Source organism: Ketobacter sp. MCCC 1A13808, from assembly GCF_009746715.1.
In the GTDB taxonomy this organism is placed as follows: Bacteria; Pseudomonadota; Gammaproteobacteria; order Pseudomonadales; family Ketobacteraceae; genus Ketobacter.
Genome location: NZ_VRKW01000001.1, coordinates 495,864 through 516,502, shown reverse-complemented (window position 1 = coordinate 516,502; position 20,639 = coordinate 495,864). Strand labels below are relative to the sequence as shown.

Annotated in this window: 16 protein-coding genes; 9 read left to right on the top strand and 7 right to left on the bottom strand. The window is 50.9% G+C overall.

Annotated elements, in window-relative coordinates; translation table 11 throughout:
* Window positions 1-107 precede the first annotated feature (107 nt).
* Genes cyoA through cyoD form a run of 4 tightly spaced genes read left to right on the top strand, consistent with a single transcriptional unit; the run spans window position 108 to window position 4,043 of the window.
* Window positions 108-1,019, top strand: coding sequence for a ubiquinol oxidase subunit II (gene cyoA / locus FT643_RS02315; RefSeq protein WP_156869058.1), 912 nt, complete (start codon window positions 108-110; stop codon window positions 1,017-1,019).
* Window positions 1,016-3,001, top strand: a complete 1,986-nt coding sequence (cyoB, locus tag FT643_RS02310) for a cytochrome o ubiquinol oxidase subunit I (protein WP_156869057.1) — start codon at window positions 1,016-1,018, stop codon at window positions 2,999-3,001. Before cyoA ends, cyoB begins: the two co-directional genes overlap by 4 nt.
* A complete protein-coding gene (cyoC, locus tag FT643_RS02305; RefSeq protein ID WP_198043251.1) occupies window positions 2,998-3,663 on the top strand; it encodes a cytochrome o ubiquinol oxidase subunit III in 666 nt (221 codons plus the stop codon). Before cyoB ends, cyoC begins: the two co-directional genes overlap by 4 nt.
* A complete protein-coding gene (gene cyoD, locus FT643_RS02300) occupies window positions 3,660-4,043 on the top strand; it encodes a cytochrome o ubiquinol oxidase subunit IV (protein WP_156869056.1) in 384 nt (127 codons plus the stop codon). Before cyoC ends, cyoD begins: the two co-directional genes overlap by 4 nt.
* A 176-nt stretch (window positions 4,044-4,219) precedes the next feature.
* Here the strand turns inward: cyoD and FT643_RS02295 are convergent, their stop codons facing one another.
* Entirely contained in the window at window positions 4,220-5,644 is a 1,425-nt protein-coding gene (locus FT643_RS02295) for a 3-oxoacyl-ACP reductase (RefSeq protein WP_156869055.1), read from the bottom strand.
* 287 nt (window positions 5,645-5,931) lie between these two features.
* On the opposite strand from FT643_RS02295, the gene FT643_RS02290 reads away from it, so the two are divergent.
* From FT643_RS02290 to FT643_RS02275, 4 genes are all read left to right on the top strand, one after another.
* Complete coding sequence (locus FT643_RS02290; protein WP_156869054.1) at window positions 5,932-7,212, top strand: acetyl-CoA C-acetyltransferase; 1,281 nt, start codon at window positions 5,932-5,934, stop codon at window positions 7,210-7,212.
* Window positions 7,213-7,413: 201 nt separating this feature from the next.
* Complete coding sequence (locus tag FT643_RS02285; protein ID WP_156869053.1) at window positions 7,414-9,426, top strand: NADPH-dependent 2,4-dienoyl-CoA reductase; 2,013 nt, start codon at window positions 7,414-7,416, stop codon at window positions 9,424-9,426.
* Between the two features lie 56 nt (window positions 9,427-9,482).
* The gene (locus tag FT643_RS02280; protein WP_156869052.1) at window positions 9,483-11,885 is read left to right on the top strand and encodes an alpha/beta hydrolase family protein; all 2,403 of its coding nucleotides are present in this window, start codon (window positions 9,483-9,485) and stop codon (window positions 11,883-11,885) included.
* A 30-nt stretch (window positions 11,886-11,915) separates the two neighbouring features.
* Window positions 11,916-12,236, top strand: coding sequence for a hypothetical protein (locus FT643_RS02275; protein ID WP_198043250.1), 321 nt, complete (start codon window positions 11,916-11,918; stop codon window positions 12,234-12,236).
* Between the two features lie 105 nt (window positions 12,237-12,341).
* Here the strand turns inward: FT643_RS02275 and FT643_RS02270 are convergent, their stop codons facing one another.
* From FT643_RS02270 to amrB, 6 genes are all read right to left on the bottom strand, one after another.
* On the bottom strand, window positions 12,342-14,237 hold the full coding sequence (locus tag FT643_RS02270) for a cellulase family glycosylhydrolase (protein WP_156869051.1): 1,896 nt from the start codon (window positions 14,235-14,237) through the stop codon (window positions 12,342-12,344).
* Between the two features lie 394 nt (window positions 14,238-14,631).
* The gene (locus FT643_RS02265; protein WP_156869050.1) at window positions 14,632-15,834 is read right to left on the bottom strand and encodes an acyl-CoA dehydrogenase family protein; all 1,203 of its coding nucleotides are present in this window, start codon (window positions 15,832-15,834) and stop codon (window positions 14,632-14,634) included.
* A gap of 12 nt (window positions 15,835-15,846) precedes the next feature.
* Window positions 15,847-17,154: an acyl-CoA dehydrogenase family protein gene (locus tag FT643_RS02260; protein WP_156869049.1), complete on the bottom strand. Its 1,308-nt coding sequence runs from the start codon at window positions 17,152-17,154 to the stop codon at window positions 15,847-15,849.
* Window positions 17,155-17,348: 194 nt separating this feature from the next.
* Window positions 17,349-18,203, bottom strand: a complete 855-nt coding sequence (locus FT643_RS02255) for a DMT family transporter (protein WP_156869048.1) — start codon at window positions 18,201-18,203, stop codon at window positions 17,349-17,351.
* Window positions 18,204-18,235: 32 nt separating this feature from the next.
* Window positions 18,236-18,790, bottom strand: coding sequence for an AmmeMemoRadiSam system protein A (gene amrA, locus FT643_RS02250; RefSeq protein ID WP_156869047.1), 555 nt, complete (start codon window positions 18,788-18,790; stop codon window positions 18,236-18,238).
* Window positions 18,777-19,610 (bottom strand): AmmeMemoRadiSam system protein B, encoded by an 834-nt coding sequence (gene amrB, locus FT643_RS02245; RefSeq protein ID WP_156869046.1) that lies wholly within the window; start codon window positions 19,608-19,610, stop codon window positions 18,777-18,779. The genes amrA and amrB overlap by 14 nt, the downstream gene beginning before the upstream one ends.
* 104 nt (window positions 19,611-19,714) lie before the next feature.
* Here amrB and FT643_RS02240 point away from each other — a divergent pair, with 104 nt between their 5' ends.
* Window positions 19,715-20,638 carry a cation diffusion facilitator family transporter gene (locus FT643_RS02240; protein WP_156869045.1) on the top strand — a complete coding sequence of 308 codons (924 nt, stop codon included), beginning with the start codon at window positions 19,715-19,717 and terminating at the stop codon, window positions 20,636-20,638.
* Window position 20,639: the final 1 nt, after the last annotated feature.

Genomic DNA, 20,639 nt, shown 5'->3' with positions numbered 1-20,639 from the left:
CCCTTTGCGGACTAGCCAGAATCCCCTCGACTGAAATTCGGTTTTTGTGCTGTTGCTCGCTGGCGGGCTGCAGATGTTGTAAACCTCTTGGGTAGAGGAAATTCCCTTTGTTGACCCGTAACTTTAAAAATGTTGCTGTAGCGACAGTGTTTGGCGTGCTATCTGGATGTAGCGGGGGCGTGCTTGACCCCAAAGGTCAGGTGGGCGCCGACGAAAAATACTTAATTATACTCTCGACAGTATTAATGCTGCTGGTTGTTATCCCGGTGATTCTTCTGACCTTGTATTTCGCTTGGAAATACCGTGACGGTCGTGAGCATGAAGTGTATATGCCGAAGTGGTCCCATTCGAAAAAAATCGAAATTGTGGTTTGGTTTATACCCATTCTGATCATCGCCATTCTGGCTACCATTACCTGGCAATCGACCCAGGCGCTGGATCCTTACAAAAAGCTCACTCATGAAAAAGACCACCTGACTATCGAAGTTGTGTCGCTGAATTGGAAGTGGTTATTTATCTATCCTGATCAGGGCATTGCGTCGGTGAATGAAGTGGTCTTTCCCACCGGCGTACCGGTGGAGTTCAAAATTACCTCTGATACCACCATGAACTCATTCTTTATTCCGCAGTTGGGTAGTCAGATTTATTCGATGGCCGGTATGACAACCAAGCTGCATTTGATTGCCGATGAGCCGGGCAGCTTCGAAGGCATATCGGCCAATTACAGTGGCGCGGGCTTTACCGGCATGAAATTCAAGGCGATAGCGACACCCGCTCAATCCGGTTTTGATCAATGGGTTAAACAACGAAAGGCTTGCGATCAAGTCTTAACACCCGCCAGTTATCAGGCATTAGCCGAGCCGAGCAAAAACAATGTTGTGCAATATTACAGCCAGGTGAGTGAAGGCCTGTTTCAACAGGTTGTTATGAAATATATGCACGACAACCCAGATACAGCACACCCGCACTCAATGGATCATCTTGCTCAAGCCCAACCCAGGGTGGAGGAATCATTATGACGTTATTCGGAAAGCTCACTTTAGATGCCATTCCCTACCACGAGCCGATTATTATGGTTACTTTGGCGATTGTCGCGGCAGTCGGACTGGGCGTAACTATCTTGATTACCCGCTATAAAAAGTGGGGTGTTCTCTGGTTTGACTGGCTTACTTCCGTGGATCATAAACGCCTGGGCGTAATGTATATTGCGTTGGCTTTAGTTATGCTGATTCGTGGGTTTTCGGATGCATTGATGATGCGTGCACAATTGGCGCTGGCGACCAATGGCTCGCCTGGCTATCTGCCACCGGAACATTACGACCAAATCTTTACTGCGCATGGCATCATCATGATCATTTTCATGGCGATGCCGTTTATGATCGGTTTGATGAACATCGTGTTGCCACTGCAGATCGGTGCGAGGGACGTCGCCTTCCCGTTTCTGAATAATCTGAGCTTTTGGTTGGCAGCCGCTGGCGCCGTGTTAATCAATATTTCACTGGGTTTGGGTGAATTTGCCAAGACCGGCTGGCTGGCCTATCCGCCCCTTTCTGAGCTCTCGTTTAGTCCGGGAGTCGGAGTGGATTATTATATCTGGGCGTTGCAGATTTCCGGTGTCGGTACGCTGTTGACCGGAGTCAACTTTCTGGTAACAGTATTCAAAATGCGTACGCCCGGTATGAAGCTGATGCAGATGCCGATTTTCACTTGGGCCTGCACCTGGGCCAATATCTTGATCGTCGCTTCGTTTCCGATTCTCACTGCCGTGTTAGGTCTGCTAACCCTTGACCGGTACCTGGATTTTCACTTTTTCACGAATTCCGGTGGTGGCAACGCCATGATGTACATCAATCTGTTCTGGGCTTGGGGGCATCCTGAAGTGTATATCCTGATTTTACCGGCGTTCGGAATTTTCTCAGAAGTCATTTCCACTTTTAGTTCAAAGCGATTGTTCGGCTATACCTCCATGGTCTGGGCCAGCGGTGCCATTTCTGTGTTGGGTTTTGTTGTCTGGTTGCACCATTTTTTTACCATGGGGTCGAGCGCCAACGTAAATGCGTTTTTTGGTGTTATGACCATGATCATAGCAGTGCCTACCGGAGTAAAATTATTCAGCTGGATATTCACCATGTTTCGCGGGCGATTACGCATCACGGTTCCGGTGTTGTGGACACTGGGTTTTATGGTGACGTTTACCATCGGTGGAATGACCGGCGTGTTGCTGGCGGTACCGGGTGCGGATTACGTATTGCATAACAGCCTGTTCCTGATTGCGCATTTCCATAACACTATTATCGGTGGCGCGGTATTCGGTTACCTCGCGGGTTTCAGCTATTGGTTCCCCAAGGCCACCGGATTCCATTTGAATGAACGGTTGGGTAAAGCCTCATTCTGGTGTTGGCAGGTTGGGTTCTATGTCGCTTTTATGCCGCTATATGTACTTGGATTTCTGGGCATGACAAGGCGTTTAAACCAGACCAATAATCCGGATTGGAATATCTGGTTATACATCGCCGCAGTGGGCGCCCTGATTATCTTTGCAGGCATTATTTTGCAGTTTGTACAGCTCTGGGTAGCGTTTCGTGATCGTGAACTGAATCCGGATACAACGGGTGACCCCTGGAATGGTCATACCCTGGAATGGTCTACAGCGTCACCGCCACAATATTATAACTTTGCGCAGTTACCGGTAGTTCAGGATATCGACGCGTTTACGGATATGAAAGAAGCCGGTACCGCCTATCAGAAACAGGATCATTACGCACCGATCCATATGCCGAAAAATACTTCCGCAGGTATTTTAATGGCAGGGGCGATAACAGCAGCGGGCTTTGCCACCATCTGGCATATTTGGTGGTTGGCCATTGCAGGACTGATCGGCTCTTTCATCTTCTTCTTGTTGCGGGCTTATAGCAACGATGTGGACTACTACGTTTTACCCGATGAGATAAAGCACATCGAATCCGCCCATTTGGCGCAGGTACCGGGAGAGGCATCATGAGCACGGTATCGATGAATGTAGCCACAGGAGATGCAGGGGGTCAGCGTATTTCCTCCGTCTATGGCTCTGTTAACGCTGGCAACCAACCAGTGACACACCAGGATACTGGCGGTAATACACTGTTCGGATTCTGGCTCTATCTAATGACGGACTGTATTTTGTTTGCAGCGGTATTCGCCACCTACGCCGTGCTCTATATGAATACGGCCGGTGGTGTTTCAGGTAAGGACATTTTTGAACTGGATTATGTGCTAATTGAAACCGCAGCTTTGTTATTCAGTAGCATCACTTATGGTTTTGCTTTGCTGGGCGCCCACAACCAGAACCGCGCTGTCACATTGTTCTGGTTGCTGGTCACCTTTGTATTGGGTTGCGTCTTTATTGCTATGGAGGTGAATGAATTTCACCATCTTATCAGCGAGGGGCACGGACCTCAGCGTAGTGCGTTTCTGTCTTCATTCTTCACCTTGGTGGGAATGCACGGCTTGCATGTCGCTGCGGGTTTAATCTGGATGTTCATTATGATGCTCGAAGTAATGACGCGAGGATTGGGTAATCAAACTGTAACTCGCCTGAGCTGTCTGAGCTTGTTCTGGCATTTTCTTGATGTTGTATGGATTTGTGTTTTTACCGTCGTCTATTTAATGGGAGCCGTCCAATGAGTGATTCAATCAGCAGTGTTATCAGTAACCCCCTGAACACGGATGTCGCAGGGATTCACCATCCTCATCAGCTGGCGCAGCCCGGATCGTATGGTGCCATTAAGTCCTATTTGATCGGCTTCCTATTATCCGTTGTTTTGACCGGCGTTCCATTCGGGATAGTTATGACCGGGATACTGCCGCGAAGTGCTACTCTGGCAAGCGTGGTCGCTATGGCGGTTTTACAGATTGTTGTGCACCTTAAATATTTTCTGCATTTGGATTTTTCCGCAGAAGGTAAAGTGAATACATTCGCTTTCCTATTCACTGCCCTGATTATCGTGATGGTGGTGGGCTTGTCTATCTGGATAATCTACAGCGCAAATGCCTTAATGATGTGATGTTCTGTTTTCTGTTTTATAGCAGGTGATTGTTAGAGGGCAGTGTTAGCGCTAGTGGGTCTGGTCATGAGGTCTACAGATACATTTAAGAAGCCATTAATGGCCTCTTAAATGTAATAGAGCATACGGTTTACTATTTAATGCAAGCTACTTGGACATAGGCGGTCTGCGTGACCTTATGCACCCAGCAAATTCTGCCCGCACACCCGGATGGTATTGCCATTCACACCTGCGGAAGCAGGGCTGGAATAGAATGCGATGGCCTCAGCCACATCAACAGGTAAGCCGCCTTGTTTTAATGAGTTGAGCCGACGGCCGGCTTCCCGGGTTGCGAACGGAATGGCGGCGGTCATTTGTGTTTCAATGAAGCCCGGCGCCACCGCATTAATCGTAATATCTTTCTTTGCCAGTATAGGGGCGAAAGCATCCACCATGCCGATCACACCGGCTTTGGAAACGGCGTAGTTAGACTGACCGAAATTCCCTGCAATGCCGCTCATGGAAGAAACGCAAACGATCCGGCCACCGGGGTTGATGGTTTCTGATTCCAGTAGTGCGTCGTTAATACGTTCTTCAGCGGACAGGTTGATGTTAATGACCATCTCCCACATGTGAGGCGGCATGCCGCCCAGCGTTTTATCCCGGGTTACTCCGGCATTGTGAACCACAACATCGACGCCGCCGTATTCGGTTTTCAGGGTGTTTGCGATCTTTGCAGGTGCTTCGGGGTCGGTTATATCAATGGCGATAATGCCGCCGTTTAGACGGTCCGCTACTTTTTGCAGATTGTCTTTTGCCTGGGGTACGTCAAGACACACCACTTTGGCACCGTCCCGTGCCATCACGCCTGCGATCGCTTCGCCGATACCCCGTGATGCGCCGGTCACCAGCACTACCTTATCTGTCAATGGCAGGTTCCAGTTGAAATCGTTTTCCACTGCTTTCGCTTTACTTACGCGTAGTACCTGCGCATCAACGAAGGCTGACTTGGGTGAAAGGAAAAAGCGTAATGCCGATTCGGCTGCTTTTTCCGCTTGTTTGGCAACGTAAACCAAATTCGCGGTAGCGCCTTTTTTGCCGATCTCTTTGCCGATGGACCGCACCAGGCCTTCGAGGGCGCGTTGGGCGATTTGTTGGCGAGGGTTGGCTTTGCAGGATTCCGGTGGCAGACCCACGATCACCACACGGGCGCTACTGTGTAGCTTGCGGATGACCGGATGGAAGAAGTCATACAGTTCTTTGGTTTGCTCACTGTTTTCAATACCGGTGGCATCAAATACCAGTGCCTTGAATTTAGCTGATTCGGCGCTGACATCAATTTCGGTCAGCTTCAATTCCGCTTTTTCTGCGGCGGCTTTGATTTCAGGCAGAGCGGAAGCATTGTTGGCAACCTGGACGCTGGCTGCGCTGTTCTTCAACGTGCTGGCGATGGACTCTGCCATACGTCCGCCGGGGGCTGCGCCAATTAATACGTTGCCCGTCACGAACGAAGTCTGAGCTTGTGAGTGACGTTCTAATTCAGTGGGAACAGGTAGATTCAGAGAACTGAGAATGGAGCGTCCAACATTGCTGCTGAGCATGGATTCATAAACGTCGGCCATGGGTCGGATCCTGTGTAAAGTACGTTGTGTGACAAGTGGCAGGTATATTAAAGTAGTTGTGTGGAAATTTGAATTGACCAGTGTTAGGAGGGATCGGGTCAGTTGTGCCAATGTTAGTTGACTGTACCTATGTACACTAGCCTCCATCAAAGCAGGTATCGATCACCAGGTTGTGGTTTGCTTGCCGATGCTGACTTAGATTAGACTTTTTTCCGTACCTTTTTTTAGTACGCAACTCAATCAGTTACGCCCGTATTATCGGGCGAATTTCAACAGGAAGCCGTTCCATGAAAGTAGATAAAGTCCGTAAAGTAGCCATTATTGGTGGAAATCGTATTCCTTTCGCCCGTTCCAACTCAGTCTATTCCCATGCCAGCAATCAGGACATGCTGACGGCTGCGCTGAATGGGTTGGTTGAACGGTATAAGCTGGCCGGGGAGTTGATGGGTGAAGTTGCCGGCGGTGCAGTTATGAAACACTCCCGTGATTTCAACTTGGTTCGTGAATCGGTATTAAGCACACAGTTAGCACCGGAAACCCCGTGTTATGACGTGCAACAGGCGTGTGGCACGGGACTTGAAGCGGCTATTCTGGTGGCAAATAAAATTGCCCTGGGTCAAATTGATTGTGCTATTGCTTGCGGTGTGGATACCACTTCTGACGCCCCGATCGGTGTAAGTGAAGGCTTACGAAAGATCTTATTGGATCTAAACCGGGCAAAGACTACGCCGGACAGATTGAAGTTATTAGCGAAGCTTCGACCCAAGGATTTGATGCCGCTGATTCCTGCCAACTCAGAGCCGCGCACCGGTTTGGCGATGGGAGAGCATTGTCAGATTACGGCAAAGGAATGGAACATTCCCCGGGATGAGCAGGACCTGCTCGCGTATAACAGTCATGTGAATATGGCAAAAGCGTACGATGAAGGTTTTTTTGACGATATGATCACCCCCTATATGGGGCTGGATCGTGACAATAACCTGCGTGGGAATACCACCCTGGAAAAACTAGCGTCGCTAAAACCCGTTTTTGACCGAGAAAACGGTACTATGACGGCAGCTAATTCAACGCCATTAACAGACGGCGCATCCTCTGTACTGCTAGCGACGGAAGAGTGGGCCAAAGAACGTGGCTTACCGATACTGGCGTATATCACATACTGTGAAACTGCAGCGGTGGATTTCGTAGGCAAGAAAGAAGGTTTGCTGATTGCCCCGGCATACGCAGTACCGCGCATGCTGGATCGTGCCGGCATTACCTTGCAGGATTTCGATTTCTACGAGGTTCATGAAGCCTTTGCTGCCCAGGTGTTGTATACACTGAAAGCTTGGGAAGATGAGAAATTCTGCAAGGAACGTCTGGGCCGTGATGGCGTGCTCGGCAGCATTGATCGTAGCAAGCTGAACATTAAGGGTTCATCATTGGCAGCAGGTCATCCCTTTGCTGCAACCGGTGCCCGCATTGTGCATACACTGGCAAAATTATTGAACGAAAAAGGCTCCGGTCGCGGATTGATATCCATCTGTGCGGCGGGCGGGCAAGGCGTTACCGCAATTCTCGAGAAGTAAATAATGCCCTGTGCTGGCAAAGGCGATCCACCCGGGTCGCCTTTTTTTGTGTCCGCAGATTAATCATGATCCTGGTTATGCTTGCCTTTGAGTCCAGGTATCAGACTGTGCAGTCGGGCCAATCGCTAGGGCATACAGCTGACCTCTACTGAGCTAGGATAGCTATAACGGGAATCGCACCACAATGAATGAGGAGAGTTCATGAACCCACATTACCCTAATTTGCTTCAACCGCTTGATTTAGGCTTCACCACCTTACGTAACCGAGTTTTGATGGGATCCATGCACACAGGCCTCGAAGATCGCTTTTATCACATTGATAAGCTGGCGCACTATTTTGCGGAACGGGCCCGAGGCGGAGTGGGTTTGATCGTTACCGGCGGTTATTCCCCGAATAGACGGGGTGAGTTGTTGCCGTTGGGGTCGCGCATGGACAACGCTGCGACGGCTTTGATGCATCGCCATGTCACCGCTAAGGTTCACAATGAAGGTGGCAGAATTGCGTTGCAGTTATTACACGCCGGTCGTTATGGATATACCCCTTATAGTGTGTCGCCTTCCGGAATCAAATCCCCAATCACACCATTCCGTCCGTCAAAAATGAGTGCCAAGCGAATTCAGGGAACGATAGACGATTACGCCAAGGCGGCGGGATTGGCGCAGTTTGCCGGCTATGACGGCATCGAGGTGATGGGTTCCGAAGGCTACCTGATCAATCAGTTTCTGGCCCAGCGGACTAATAACCGGACGGATAAATGGGGCGGTAACGTCGAAAACAGAATGCGCTTTCCGTTGCAGGTGGTGAGGGCGATTCGCCGGGAAGTGGGGCCGGAATTTATAATTGTTTACCGGATTTCGCTGATGGACCTGGTGGAAGGCGGTCAAACCTGGGAAGAAGTGGAAGCGTTGGCAATCGCCCTGCAGGCAGAGGGTGTGAATATTTTTAACACCGGTATCGGCTGGCACGAAGCCAGGATACCAACCATCGTGACCTCGGTGCCGCGCGGTGCATTCACCTTTGCCACCGAAAAATTAAAACAGGCAGTGACTGTGCCCGTGTGTGCCAGTAACCGGATTAATACACCGGAATTGGCAGAAGAGGTTATAGCTTCAGGGCAGGCAGATATGGTGTCCATGGCGCGTCCCTTTTTGGCTGATCCTTATTTTGTCGCCAAAGCCGAAGCGGGAAAAAGTCATGAGATAAATACCTGTATCGCCTGTAACCAAGCCTGTTTGGACCATACATTTAAAAACAAACGGGCAAGTTGTCTGGTGAACCCACGGGCCTGCCACGAAACTGAATTGCGGCTATTGCCGACCCAATCGAAAAAGAAAATTGCCGTAGTGGGTGCAGGTCCAGCCGGTTTGGCGGCAGCAACGGCCGCAGCGGAACGCGGACATCAGGTGACGTTGTTTGAAGCGGATAATAAAATTGGCGGGCAGTTTAATATAGCCAAGCAGATTCCGGGTAAGGAAGACTTCGCGGAAACCCTGCGATATTTTTCTGCCATGATAGAAAAATGGGATATTGATTTGCAGCTTAATAAGAAAGCCACGCTTCAGGATCTCACGACCTACGATGAAGTGATTGTGGCTACCGGTATTATTCCGCGTACACCGCCCATACCCGGCATTGATCATGACAAAGTATTGAGCTATATCGATGTGATCCGAGATCGGAAGCCGGTTGGAAGTTCAGTTGCGGTGATTGGTGCCGGTGGTATCGGTTTCGATGTAAGTGAATTTTTGACGCACACGCCTGTAGAAGACGAACAACAGCATTGGTATCAGGAATGGGGAATCGATACCCAGTTGCAACATCGTTCCGGTATGGTGCCGGAACGAGTGGCGCAGAGCCCAAGGCAGGTATATTTGTTGCAACGCAAACTGACCTCGTTGGGTAAAGATCTGGGAAAAACCAGTGGCTGGGTTCATCGCACTCAATTGCGCAAGAAAAACGTCGAGATGCTGGCAGGGGTGCAATACGATCGGGTAGACGATCAGGGTTTGCATATCACGATGAACGGCTCCAAACGAATACTGGCGGTGGATAATGTGGTGATCTGTGCCGGCCAGGAACCACTGCGGGAGCTGGCGGATCAGTTGCAGGCGCAAGGCGTTACCGTGCACGTTATAGGCGGTGCCGATGTGGCGGCCGAACTGGACGCGAAGCGTGCTATTAACCAGGGCACCAGATTGGCGGCTGGACTGTGATGCCTATATAAGCCAATAGATGTGCTAAAAATCGTTTCAAATCCAGGGATGGGTAGATGAAAAAGAACGTGCTTAAACCCGCTATAGCACTTTTTTTAGTGACATTCATGGCGGTGAGCGATGCAGCACCGGGAACAGCGTCGGAAGGATTTAAGCGGCCGGCGCAAGAGATCAGCCGTTTACTGCTAACGGCTGAACCGCCCACACCGGTTATTCATGTGGCGGCAGAAAAAATTGCGTTGCTACATTACGAGGGGGTGATCGACCAACAGCGCATGCAGACACCCAGGCTGAGTTTGGCCGGCTATCGTTATGATCCGGTGACTGGGATTACCGGTCTGGATGCGTTGGTGGAGCGGGTAGAGATCATCAGCTCCAACCCTCAGAAAGCCACATCCCCCCAGCAATGGCGAGCCGGAAGCGATTCACGTAGTGCTGCCCGGTTCGCCTTTGTTCAGTTTTCACTATCGGGTAAATACCTTTCTGCATTGCAAGTCGAGCCGGGCAAGCCATCGCAATTTTTGATTTATAATATCGAGTCCCGTCAGCAGACGATGCTGTCCACCAGGGTGAACGCTGCTTGGGGTAATCCATGCCAGTGGACGACAGAGGAATCGCTGCTGTGCCGTATGAGGCCGTTGAAGCAGGGGAGAGCGCCGCATACCGGAGTGTCGCCGATTGTAGTTGAACATACAGGCCAGGCGCTGCCTACGCGCACCTATTCAAACTTATTAAAGGATCAATCCTCGTCGGCACAATTCGATTATTATTTTGCCAGCGATCTGGCGCACCTTTATACAGATAAAAAAGTCGTGCCGACGCGGATTGCGGGTGGCATGATTACCGAATTTGAAGCAGCTCCGCAGGGGCGATTCGTTATCATCACCCGGCTACAATCCTCGTATTCCCATCTGGTTCCGGCCAAACAGTTTCCGAGTCAGGTTGAAGTCTGGGATTTGCAATCCTCGAAACGGTTGTATCAGTCCGCGGCATTCGGTTTCGGCTTACAGCCGGACGAAGAGGGTGGGGAAGGAGCAGATCCGAAATCCATTGAGTGGGCACCGAATTTACCGGTTACCGCGGGTTTCATCCAGCGCAGAGTGGATGCCAGCGGCGCCGCAACTTATATTTGGAAGCGATTACGGGCCCCGTTTGAGGTGGGTGTGGATGGGGCGGAAACCGTCGCCATTAGTGATTATCCGATAAAGGAATTCGGTTGGAGTAGTGCGGGAACACCTTGGTTTATTGCCGCCACAAACAAACCGGACGAGGTCGCGGTGTACGCAGTGCTGAAGGCGGGCGTTCGGCGGGTTTGGCAGGGCACACGGGATCAGGGTGACGGCAGCAATGCGATACGTGTGAATGGGCGACAGGGGCCTGCCCTGGAAACCACGCAGCGGATCTTTTTAGTAACGGATGGCCTCAACCACGATGCCCCTCGGCCTTCTCTGACCGAAGTCAATCTGCATAGCGGTGAGCAACGTCGCCTGTTCACGGCTGAGGCCGGGGTTTATGAGCCGGTGATAGCCATACTAGATAAGGAGGGTGAGGTTTTGTTGACCTCCCGGGAAAGCGCCACTGATGCTCCGCAGCTGGTTCGTGTAGCAGGTAATAAAGCGACGACCATTTACAAAACCCCGAATCCCTATCCGCAGTTGGATAAGATCGTTCGCAAGCGAATCACCTATAAACGCCAAGATGGTCTGAAATTATCGGCATTAATGTATCTGCCCCCCAATGCCGGCAAGAAACCGTTAGCAACGTTGATTTGGATTTACCCCCGCGAATTTGATGGTCCCGAAAAGGCTGCAAGGGCGGACGCCAGGCAATTTCAATATCATCGGATCAAAGGGGTGTCACCGGTCGCAGCAGCGCTGGCCGGTTATGTCGTAATAAATTACCCTAAACTACCGATCGTTCACACCCAGGACAATGACGATGTTTATCTTCCGCAACTCGTCACCGGTGCGGAATCGTTGGTGGACTATTTAGTAGAGGAAGGTATCAGTGATCCCAAACGGATCGTCATCGGAGGGCACAGTTTTGGTGCTTTTTCAGCGGCTAATTTGCTGATTCATTCTGATCGCTTTGCGACAGCGATCGCGATGTCCGGTGCGTATAACCGTACCTTGACACCGTTCGGGTTTCAGCATGAGACGCGCTCCTTTTGGGATGCAGAAGATTATTATGCGAAAATTTCTCCGTTTTTCAGCGCCAACCAATATAAAAAGCCCATTCTATTGGTACATGGCGGTGCTGATCCCAATCCGGGCACGCCCACCATTCAGGCCCGGCGATTTTTTCATGCGTTGGTAGGAGAGGGGGTGACCGTTCGCTATGTTGAATTACCGTTTGAGGAGCATGTTTATCGTGGGGAAGAGACTGTTTTACATGCATCCTGGGAGATGATTAACTGGCTGGATCGGACTGTGGGCGAGAAGCCGGTCTTTAATAATTAAAAATAACGGATCATTCGGCGGGGGTATCAGATGGCGATGGCAACACGTGGCAAGGACTTTATTTTAGCTTTTTTAGCCGGGGTGTTTTTTGTGAATGTAGTACCGCATTTTGTTAACGGTGTCAGCGGAAGACCTTTTCCTTCGCCGTTTTCCGATCCGCCGGGTGTGGGGTTATCCTCTCCGGTGTTGAATGTCCTTTGGGCTGCAATCAATTTTATTATCGCTATCCTGTTTGTCTATTTTGGTAACCTAAACCAGCGTAATAAAACAGTTTATCTCGGCTACTTTTCCGGTGTTTTGGTAATGGCTTTCTTTCTTGCCGATTACTTCGGCAAATTGGGATTGGGTTAGAGTGCCAAGTGCGGTTGGTCGTTTCCAGGTGATCATGATATTAATTTAAAAGCATAAACCGGACGCATCAGGGATTCGCCCGGTTTATGTATTCCAAAGGGCGCTTTACTGAGTGCCCCACAAGGTTTTAAGTAAGCTGGTTTTGCGCGGGTCCATGCCTTCCCAGGTGCCCCAGCCAGATTCATTAACGTCAGGTACATACGCGTGGTTGTACCATCCACCGGTGTCACCGGACTCCGGATTGATGGACCAATAGCAGGCAGGAATTTCTTTTTCCACCAGATAGTTTACAAAGGTTTTCTGCCACTGCTGATCCACACCGGGTTGAACATGGCTCCACATGGCCTGTTCTGCTGCTCTGGTGTTGTTAGGCCAATCCATGTTGCCACCGAATTCTCCGACCACCAGTGCATAGCCCTGATCCTTAAGATAACCAAAGTGCTCCTGCCAGCCTGCTTCGGATTTGGCGGGGTCTATCACGATATTGCAGTCAGCCCGACCCGCTTCGTCGCCCTCTAAATTCGCACATTCTGGTTGGCCCGGATCCATAAACTGGTTTTGCACGAATACGGATGGTCCATAGGTATGGGGTGATAACACTAATCGATCTTTGGGAATATTCAGCGGCTGTGTGCCCGCCATGTAAAGGTTTTCACCCCAATTGGGATTTGAGGACTCGTCACCGTGGGGCACTTTGGTGCCGTCGGATGTGGAAGCACCCACTCCTTCTACAAAAACCAGTACGTCGGAGTTAACCTCATTGATGGCTTGATACGCATGCTCTGCCAGCGTTTTCCACTCTTCCCAGGTGTAATCCCAGGGCTCGTTGAATATATCGATGCCGATGATATTGTCGACACCGAGCTTTTCCTGTAATCCCGCGATTTCACGCAAGTTATCCAGCCAAATGCTTTCGTTGTAATTCTGAACGGTCACCCCTGGGCCGGCGGGTCCACAGGCGTATTCTTCACGGGTTAGGTCATAGCCTTCGCGATTCGCATCTGCGTAGGGCGGGGTTGCATCCAGGCGGCCTGCGCGCCAGCCAACGTAGTTCGAGCAGGAGTGGATATCGATAATGACTTCAATATTATTTTGATCCGCAAGGGTGATAAAGTTTTCCATCGATTGCCGTGCGTTGCCGGAACGCACTGATTGATGGTTCTTCATAACACTGTCCTGGCCCTGGGGGTCATCCGCGTTCAATGTTTGAGGTGCAATTGGTAGCCGCACGGTGTTGATACCCTGCGCTGAAATTTCTTTCATGGTTTGTTCAATAGTACGACCGGTACCCTGACCTCCATTAGCCCACCACATATTGCCGACATAGAGTTCTAACGGTGCCCCACCTGCATTCTTTTCGGCATTATTGGGTTCATGCTGGCCTTCCAGGCCGAACCAGTTACCGCACTGGAGCGGGAAAGCCTGACCATTTTTAGTGATCTGCCCGGACGAGTTGACCCGAAACATACCTTCTCCGCCGGAGACAGGATCATCTACAACGGGATCATCTACAACAGGATCGTCTACAACGGGATCATCTACAACAGGATCGTCTACAACGGGATCATCTACAACAGGATCATCTACAACCGGATCGCCGTTACATAAGCTGCCGCTCAGTTCAGGAATCTCTGTGGCTCCTGCGGATTTTCCCACAAAACCAAATGTTACTGATTCGCCCGGTGATAGGGTACCGTTCCAGAATCGGTTGCGCGCGGTTTGCGGATTATCACCCTCGATCATCGCTGACCAGGAATTTCTTACGCGGTTGTCGCCGTTAAAGAGCCAGTTTACGTCCCAGCCGTCCACTGTCGAAGATGTGTCGTTCGTTACGCGGATGTTGGCTAAAAATCCGGAGTTCCATTCGGTAATAATTTTGTATTCACAGCTTGCTGCTGCACTGTTCGAAAACGTTGCCAAGGCAACACCGACGCTGGTGACGCCGCCTGCGTATTTCAGCGCATTGCGCCAACCTTTTCCTGGCGGATTTGTTCGATCCATTTAAACTGCCTCCTTTGTATAAAAATTTAACTTGCCGCTACCGGGTTTAGTGAAGTTAGGGTAAACAGTTGTTCCCGCAGAAGGTGTGAAGCAGATCTAGCAATGGCCCTGATGTGCAAGTCTTTTCTGAAACTTGAAACAGGTTGGCATTGTCGAAACTTGAGGCGCTTTTAGGGGTAAAGAGGCCGCGGGGATCCGTTGTATGTTCGGCGTTGTTATGAGAGGCGGGTGCAGCGCGGAGTGGTGGTTTTGGTTCGTAGTCGTGATGGTTTAACTCAATCGGTTTTTCGAAAAACGGGTTGTTCAAGATTTAACTTTGATTTTAGCTTTAATTTTCCGGCAGGGGCCACTTGGAAAAGCGGAGGTGACCCCTGAAAAAAGGTTGAACGTTATCTTATTTTAATTCAGATGAAGACAGGTTGAGTAGGCGGCGCGCAACGATCAATTGCTGAATCTGTTGTGTGCCTTCAAAGATGTCCAGAATTTTAGAATCCCTGGACCATTTTTCTAACAGCTCATCTTCGCTATAACCCAAACCGGAACACAGCTCCACGCATTTCAGGGTGATCCCGTTACAAGTGCGTCCTGCTTTGGCTTTAGCCATAGACGCTTCCATGGAATTGGGCAGACCATTATCCGCCATCCATGCTGCTTGCAAGGTTAGCAGGCGAGCCGCTTCCCAGTCAGCTTCCATGCGGTAGAATTCCGCTTCGGCAGCGCTGCTGTTATAGATTGGTTTGCTGTAATCCAATGGTGTACTGTCTTTCAATAACGCCTTGGTGCGATCCAGTGCAGCTTTCGCAACCCCGACTGCCATTGCCGCGACTAATGGACGGGTGTTATCAAAGGTTTGCATGACGCCACCAAAACCTTGCTTGGTGTCGATCTCCGGGTTACCCAGCAAATTGCTTTTATGTACTCGACAATCTGAAAAGCTAATGGAGGCCGTATCTGAGGCTTTGATACCAAGTTTGTGTTCCAGGCGGGTGACTTCCATTCCCGGAGTTCCGCGCTCCACTGCAAACGATTTGATGGCGGCGCGTCCGGCCTGTTTATCCAGCGATGCCCAGACCACAACAATATCGGCACGTTCTCCGGCGGTCACAAAAATCTTCTCGCCATTCAATATGTAGTGATCGCCGTCCAGGCGTGCAGTGGTGTTGATGTTGGCTGAATCCGACCCCGTTCCCGGTTCGGTGATCGCCATGGCTGCCCACTTGCCCTGGAAGCGCTTGGATTGTTCTTCATTTGCTACCGCACCAATAGCGGCGTTACCCAAACCTTGGCGGGGTAATGTGAGCAGTAAACCCACATCGCCCCAACAAAATCCTTGAATGCCGACCACGGCCGCCATATTGGCGCCGTTGCGTATTCCCGCGTTCTTATCGGCTTTTTGTTTGGACTGGTCTGCTCCGACCCCGGCACCCCCTTCACCATCATTCATGCCGTCGAGCATTGATGACACCAGGTCCAGTTCTTTAGGGTACTCGTGCTCTGCTAAATCGTATTTGCGCGATATGGGGCGTAACATTTCAACCGATAGATTTTGGGCCATATCGCCCAGAACTTTTAACTTTTTTGGTAGTTCAAGATTCATCGTATTATCCCTCTAAAGATGCAAACCGCCATCCATGACCGCGATGGCTCGCAGATCCCGATACCACAGCTCCACCGGGTGTTCTTTAGTGAAGCCGTGTCCACCGAGTAGCTGCACGCCGTTGGTGCCGATTTCCATGGATTTCTCCGCACAGAGTACCCGCGCCAGATAGGCTTCGCGGGCAAATGGCTTGCCGTGTTCTGCCAGTGCGACAGCGCGGCTAACCATTAAACGCATGGCGTTCAGCTCGATCCCGATATTCGCGATCATAAACGCCACTGACTGGCGGTGGCTAATGGGTTCGCCGAAGGCAATGCGTTCATTACAGTAGGGAATAACGTAGTCCAACACGGCTTGTGCTGTTCCCACCGCAACTGCGCACCACGCCAGACGTGCCAGATTGATAAAACTCGTGTAGCAAAAATCGTCACTGCCGAGTAGCGCGTCTTTGCTCACCGCTACCTGGGATAGCTGTATGTCGCCCATGGCGGCGGCGCGCACACCCATGTTGGGTTTTTTCTCAATGCTTAAACCCTCGCTGCCACTTTCAACGATAAATAGCCTCGGCTTGCCGTTGAGCATGGCAGCTATTAAAAACAACTCTGCTGTCTCAACCAGCGGTACCATGGTTTTGTCGCCATTTAACAGGTATCCACTGCTGTTTTCGGTTGCCGTTGTCGTTAAATGATTGGGATCAAATAACGGTCGCTTCTCATTGACAGCGATTGCCGCCTGCAATGTATTCTCTTCCAGAAAGGCAGGTAAATATTTGGATTGCTGCGATGCGCTTCCCCATTGAGTCAGTGCGTTCGCAACGCCGATGGTCGATAGTATGGAGACCGCCAGTCCCATATCACCATAAGCCAGATCTTCTGCTATTAACATGCTGGTGACGGGAGACCGTTCCGTGGCAGCGCCGCCCAGGTTTTCCGGAACGGCGAAGTAAGTTAAACCCAAGTCGTTGGCTTGAGTTAATAAATCCTGGCTTAAAGCACAGTCGTCGTTGCTTTTGGGAGCGGCGGGACGTAATACGTCAGTTGCAAACCCCCTGACACTGTCGCGCATCATATTTTGTTCTTCAGTGAGCGACAGATCGAATTGCCGTTTCGGTTGTGCCGGCGCTTCCAGGCGCTCTGGTTTGAGCAGTTGAGTTACGCTTTTGAACTGACGGGAGGCAGCCCCCATGGCTTTGAAGCCATTTTTTGTGCTTTGGTAGGTCAGTTTCTCGATGGTTTCTCTAAGCCCCATTTTTTCCACCAGCGGTGAGCTGGCGATACGGCTCATGGTTGCCATGGCTAATCCGATTGGATCGCGACTCATTGGCGTCTCCTTTAGATTCCTGTAAGTCCAGTATATGCCTTTAAACTGGGATCCTGAACGATGATCATGCGTATTCGGGGCACTGAAAACAATGACATCTGAGTAGTGCGGTTGCGGCCCTCAGGTCAATTATAGGCCTGCTGCGGGTAGCCGTTTCACGATGCCGATTTATCATCATTTGCAGTGGATGACAGTTAAATGGATTTCGATCCGCTCTTCAGATTGAATACCCCGGCACCGATGATCAGCAGACTACCGATCAAGGTGGTGAGGATAATAGCCTCATTCCAGAATACCCAACCAAAGAGGGCGGCATAAATCACGGCGGTGTAGGTATAAGGCCCGATTTTCCCCGGGTTCGCTGCCTGATAGGCTTTAGTCATGAGTAACTGGCCGCAAGTTCCCGCCAGGCCAATCGCCAGTAACCAGGGCCAGTGGTGGGATTGCGGCATTTGCCAGCTCCAGATCAGCGGTATTGCTGAAGCCAATGTTGCTAACACACCGAAGTAGAACACGATTCGGTAGCCCGGTTCGCGGGTGGCCATACGACGGATTGACACCTTGGCCAGACTGGCCAGAGCTGCGCCCAGGATGCCGATTAACGCCACTGGCTGAAAAGTGTCGGTACCGGGTCGTAGTACCACCATCACACCAAGAAAGCCGACAGCGATAGCCCACATTGTTCTGCGGTCGATGCGTTCGTTAAGCCACACCATGGCGATCAAGGGTAAGAAGAAAGGAGACGATAGTTTTACCAGGGCGGCTTCTGCCAACGGCAGGTGGGTTATCACATAGAAGTAACAATACATAGCGACCAGCCCAACCAGGGAACGTACCAGGTGCAAATGGATGCAACCGGTTTTCAGGTTGCGCCAACCCTGATGCGCAACGACGGGTAATATAAACATCAAACCGAACAGGTTGCGGGCAAACACCAGCACTTCCGGAGCGATTTCCTGAGAAAGGGCTTTAATGAGCGCGGCCATAATGGCGAGCATCAGCTCTCCAGCCAGCAGGTATACTGCGCCCTGCAATAGATTGTTTTTCATGCTGGGAGTATAAGGAGTCGCGGGCAGTATTGTTAGCGGAACTTTTCGACATGGTAGCGTTTTATGCGGACTTGCGGCGCCCAATAATCGGCACTCAAACCGGCTTTTTGTTTAAGCTGCGCCATGAATTGCCGGGGTGTAGTAAGTTGCTCCCACACCTGGGGCAGAAATGTGCTGCGGTGCTCGCCGGATTCGAACACGATGCCATCCAATCCAGGCTGTAGTTGATTGAGCAGGTCTACTTCATCAACAAACTGCATTGGCACGGGTTTACTCAGTACGGAAATCTGCAGATCCAGCTGATCCAATTCAGCGGCAGTGAGGGGTGCAAAACGCGGGTCGCGGAATGCGGCACTATAGGCGTTGTCTGCAACGTCTTCAAGCAAACTGCGGTACGCCTCCAGGCTGCCCATGCAGCCTCGCAACTGGTGGTGCTTTTGCAGAGTAATAAAGCTGGCTCCGGATTGGTTGAGGGCGCCTGCTTTGGCGCTGGTGACGGGCAGTGATTTGTGCTGGTGCAAGCCAAAGTGGATGGATGCCCAGGCGGTGTCCAATAGTTCCTGCTGCGCGGATTTATCCATTGTCATAAAAAGCCCATGCCCCGTATCCCACTACCCGCTGGAGATCACCGGCGGTATCGCCGGAATTGCAACGGGACAGCGTTTTTACATCCAGGCCACGCTGACGGGCGACACACAACAAACCTTTTACCGGGTTGCGGCCGCATGCCTGCTCGTATCCGATTTGCTCCGGCGCCAGTTGCTCAATCGCCTGACAGGTCTTTTTGTCGATGGCCTGGGCTGTTTGGTAATCGTGGAAATGACTGAGGTCGGAGCTGATAACGATCAGGGTTTCATCTGCGCCCCAAAGCGCGCCCAGAATCCGGGCGACGGTTTCCTGCGAGGCTTCACCCACGACCAGTGGAACCAGCGTAAAATCCGAAAATAAAAATTGCAGAAAGGGCAGTTGAACCTCCAGGCTATGTTCCTGTTGGTGCGCGCTATCCAAGAGTTTAACTTCAGGAATATTGGAAATTGCAACGAAGGAAGATTGGTCCACCGGCACATCACCCATCGGTGTACGGAATGCGTCCGAACTGCAAAAGGCGACACCTTTAAATCCGATCCGGTGGCTGGGCCCCAGTAATACAACGCGCTTAATTAATTTCGACGCCGGGGCCAGTGCGCGATAGGCGCTGGCGGCGGTATTACCCGAATAGACGTAACCTGCGTGGGGTACGATAAGGGCTTTGGGCACTGCCTCCAGGTAGTCGTGGTTTTCATGACCGGTTGTGGGTGCCGGTTGTGGTTCGACTAGCTGCAGATAGCGGGCGACCGAATGGCGCAGTGTCTGCGGATTGTCGGAATAAAAAAGTCCGGCCACGGCAGGCTCGCGAATGACTCTCATTGTTTTCAATCCTCCCATTACAGGTGATTAATTCGTCATTTAATCACATATTGCATAAGATGGGGGAACAGTCGGGAAATTCAATCGGGTTATTCGAAAACGTTATGAACGAGGTCGTTGGTGTAACTCAAAGGCGCAACCAATTATTGCGGCGGGCGACGACGGCTTCTGTCAGCGTGGCGCTGCTGTTACTGTTGATAAAAGCCTATGCGTGGTGGATATCCGGTTCGGTTAGTTTGTTGGCGTCGTTGGTGGATTCCGCTATTGACACACTGGTATCGTTAATCAATTTTATGGCGGTGCGTTACGCTCTGCAGCCTGCCGATGAAGAGCATCGATTCGGCCACGGGAAAGCCGAATCCCTGGCGGGATTGGCACAATCGGTTTTTATAATGTTGTCGGCTTTGTTTTTGTTAGCTCAGGGGGTCGACCACCTTTTAGATCCGCCACCGCTACAACATTTGGATTCAGCCATTACCGTTATGATTATTTCCATGCTGCTGACACTCTGTCTGGTCGCGTATCAGCGCTATGTCGTGGCACGAACACGTTCCGTCGCGATCAAAGCCGATTCATTGCATTACCTTTCTGATTTATTGACGAACGCAGGTATCATTGTGGCACTGGTTCTGAGTGTTTTCGGTTGGACCAAGTTAGATGCGTTGCTCGCGATCGTAATCGCCCTGTATATCGGTTATACCGCTATCCGGATCTGGAGTGAATCCATTCAATTGTTGCTGGATCGTGAGCTGCCGCTGGAAGAGCAGAGAAAAATTGAAAATATTGCACTGGAACACGCTGATGTGCTGGGTGTGCATGCACTGCGCACAAGGCAATCCGGCGCGACTAAAATAATTCAATTGCATCTGGAGCTGGATGGCTATATGCCGCTTTGGCGCGCCCATAAGGTATGCGATGATGTGGATCAATGCATTAAAACCGCTTACCCTGGGGCGGACGTTTTAATTCACCAGGATCCGTTCCGGGCAGACCCGGATAGACTACCGGAACCGATATCTGAAAATTGAA

What these genes read in the sequence shown, in the direction of transcription:
- cyoC (WP_198043251.1), top strand. Translation starts at nt 2,998, where the DNA reads ATGAGCACGGTATCGATGAATGTAGCCACAGGAGATGCAGGGGGTCAG.
- FT643_RS02270 (WP_156869051.1), bottom strand. Translation starts at nt 14,237, where the DNA reads ATGGATCGAACAAATCCGCCAGGAAAAGGTTGGCGCAATGCGCTGAAA.
- FT643_RS02240 (WP_156869045.1), top strand. Translation starts at nt 19,715, where the DNA reads ATGAACGAGGTCGTTGGTGTAACTCAAAGGCGCAACCAATTATTGCGG.
- FT643_RS02285 (WP_156869053.1), top strand. Translation starts at nt 7,414, where the DNA reads ATGAACCCACATTACCCTAATTTGCTTCAACCGCTTGATTTAGGCTTC.
- FT643_RS02290 (WP_156869054.1), top strand. Translation starts at nt 5,932, where the DNA reads ATGAAAGTAGATAAAGTCCGTAAAGTAGCCATTATTGGTGGAAATCGT.
- FT643_RS02295 (WP_156869055.1), bottom strand. Translation starts at nt 5,644, where the DNA reads ATGGCCGACGTTTATGAATCCATGCTCAGCAGCAATGTTGGACGCTCC.
- FT643_RS02255 (WP_156869048.1), bottom strand. Translation starts at nt 18,203, where the DNA reads ATGAAAAACAATCTATTGCAGGGCGCAGTATACCTGCTGGCTGGAGAG.
- amrB (WP_156869046.1), bottom strand. Translation starts at nt 19,610, where the DNA reads ATGAGAGTCATTCGCGAGCCTGCCGTGGCCGGACTTTTTTATTCCGAC.
- FT643_RS02280 (WP_156869052.1), top strand. Translation starts at nt 9,483, where the DNA reads ATGAAAAAGAACGTGCTTAAACCCGCTATAGCACTTTTTTTAGTGACA.
- amrA (WP_156869047.1), bottom strand. Translation starts at nt 18,790, where the DNA reads ATGACAATGGATAAATCCGCGCAGCAGGAACTATTGGACACCGCCTGG.
- FT643_RS02260 (WP_156869049.1), bottom strand. Translation starts at nt 17,154, where the DNA reads ATGAGTCGCGATCCAATCGGATTAGCCATGGCAACCATGAGCCGTATC.
- FT643_RS02275 (WP_198043250.1), top strand. Translation starts at nt 11,916, where the DNA reads ATGGCGATGGCAACACGTGGCAAGGACTTTATTTTAGCTTTTTTAGCC.
- FT643_RS02265 (WP_156869050.1), bottom strand. Translation starts at nt 15,834, where the DNA reads ATGAATCTTGAACTACCAAAAAAGTTAAAAGTTCTGGGCGATATGGCC.
- cyoB (WP_156869057.1), top strand. Translation starts at nt 1,016, where the DNA reads ATGACGTTATTCGGAAAGCTCACTTTAGATGCCATTCCCTACCACGAG.
- cyoD (WP_156869056.1), top strand. Translation starts at nt 3,660, where the DNA reads ATGAGTGATTCAATCAGCAGTGTTATCAGTAACCCCCTGAACACGGAT.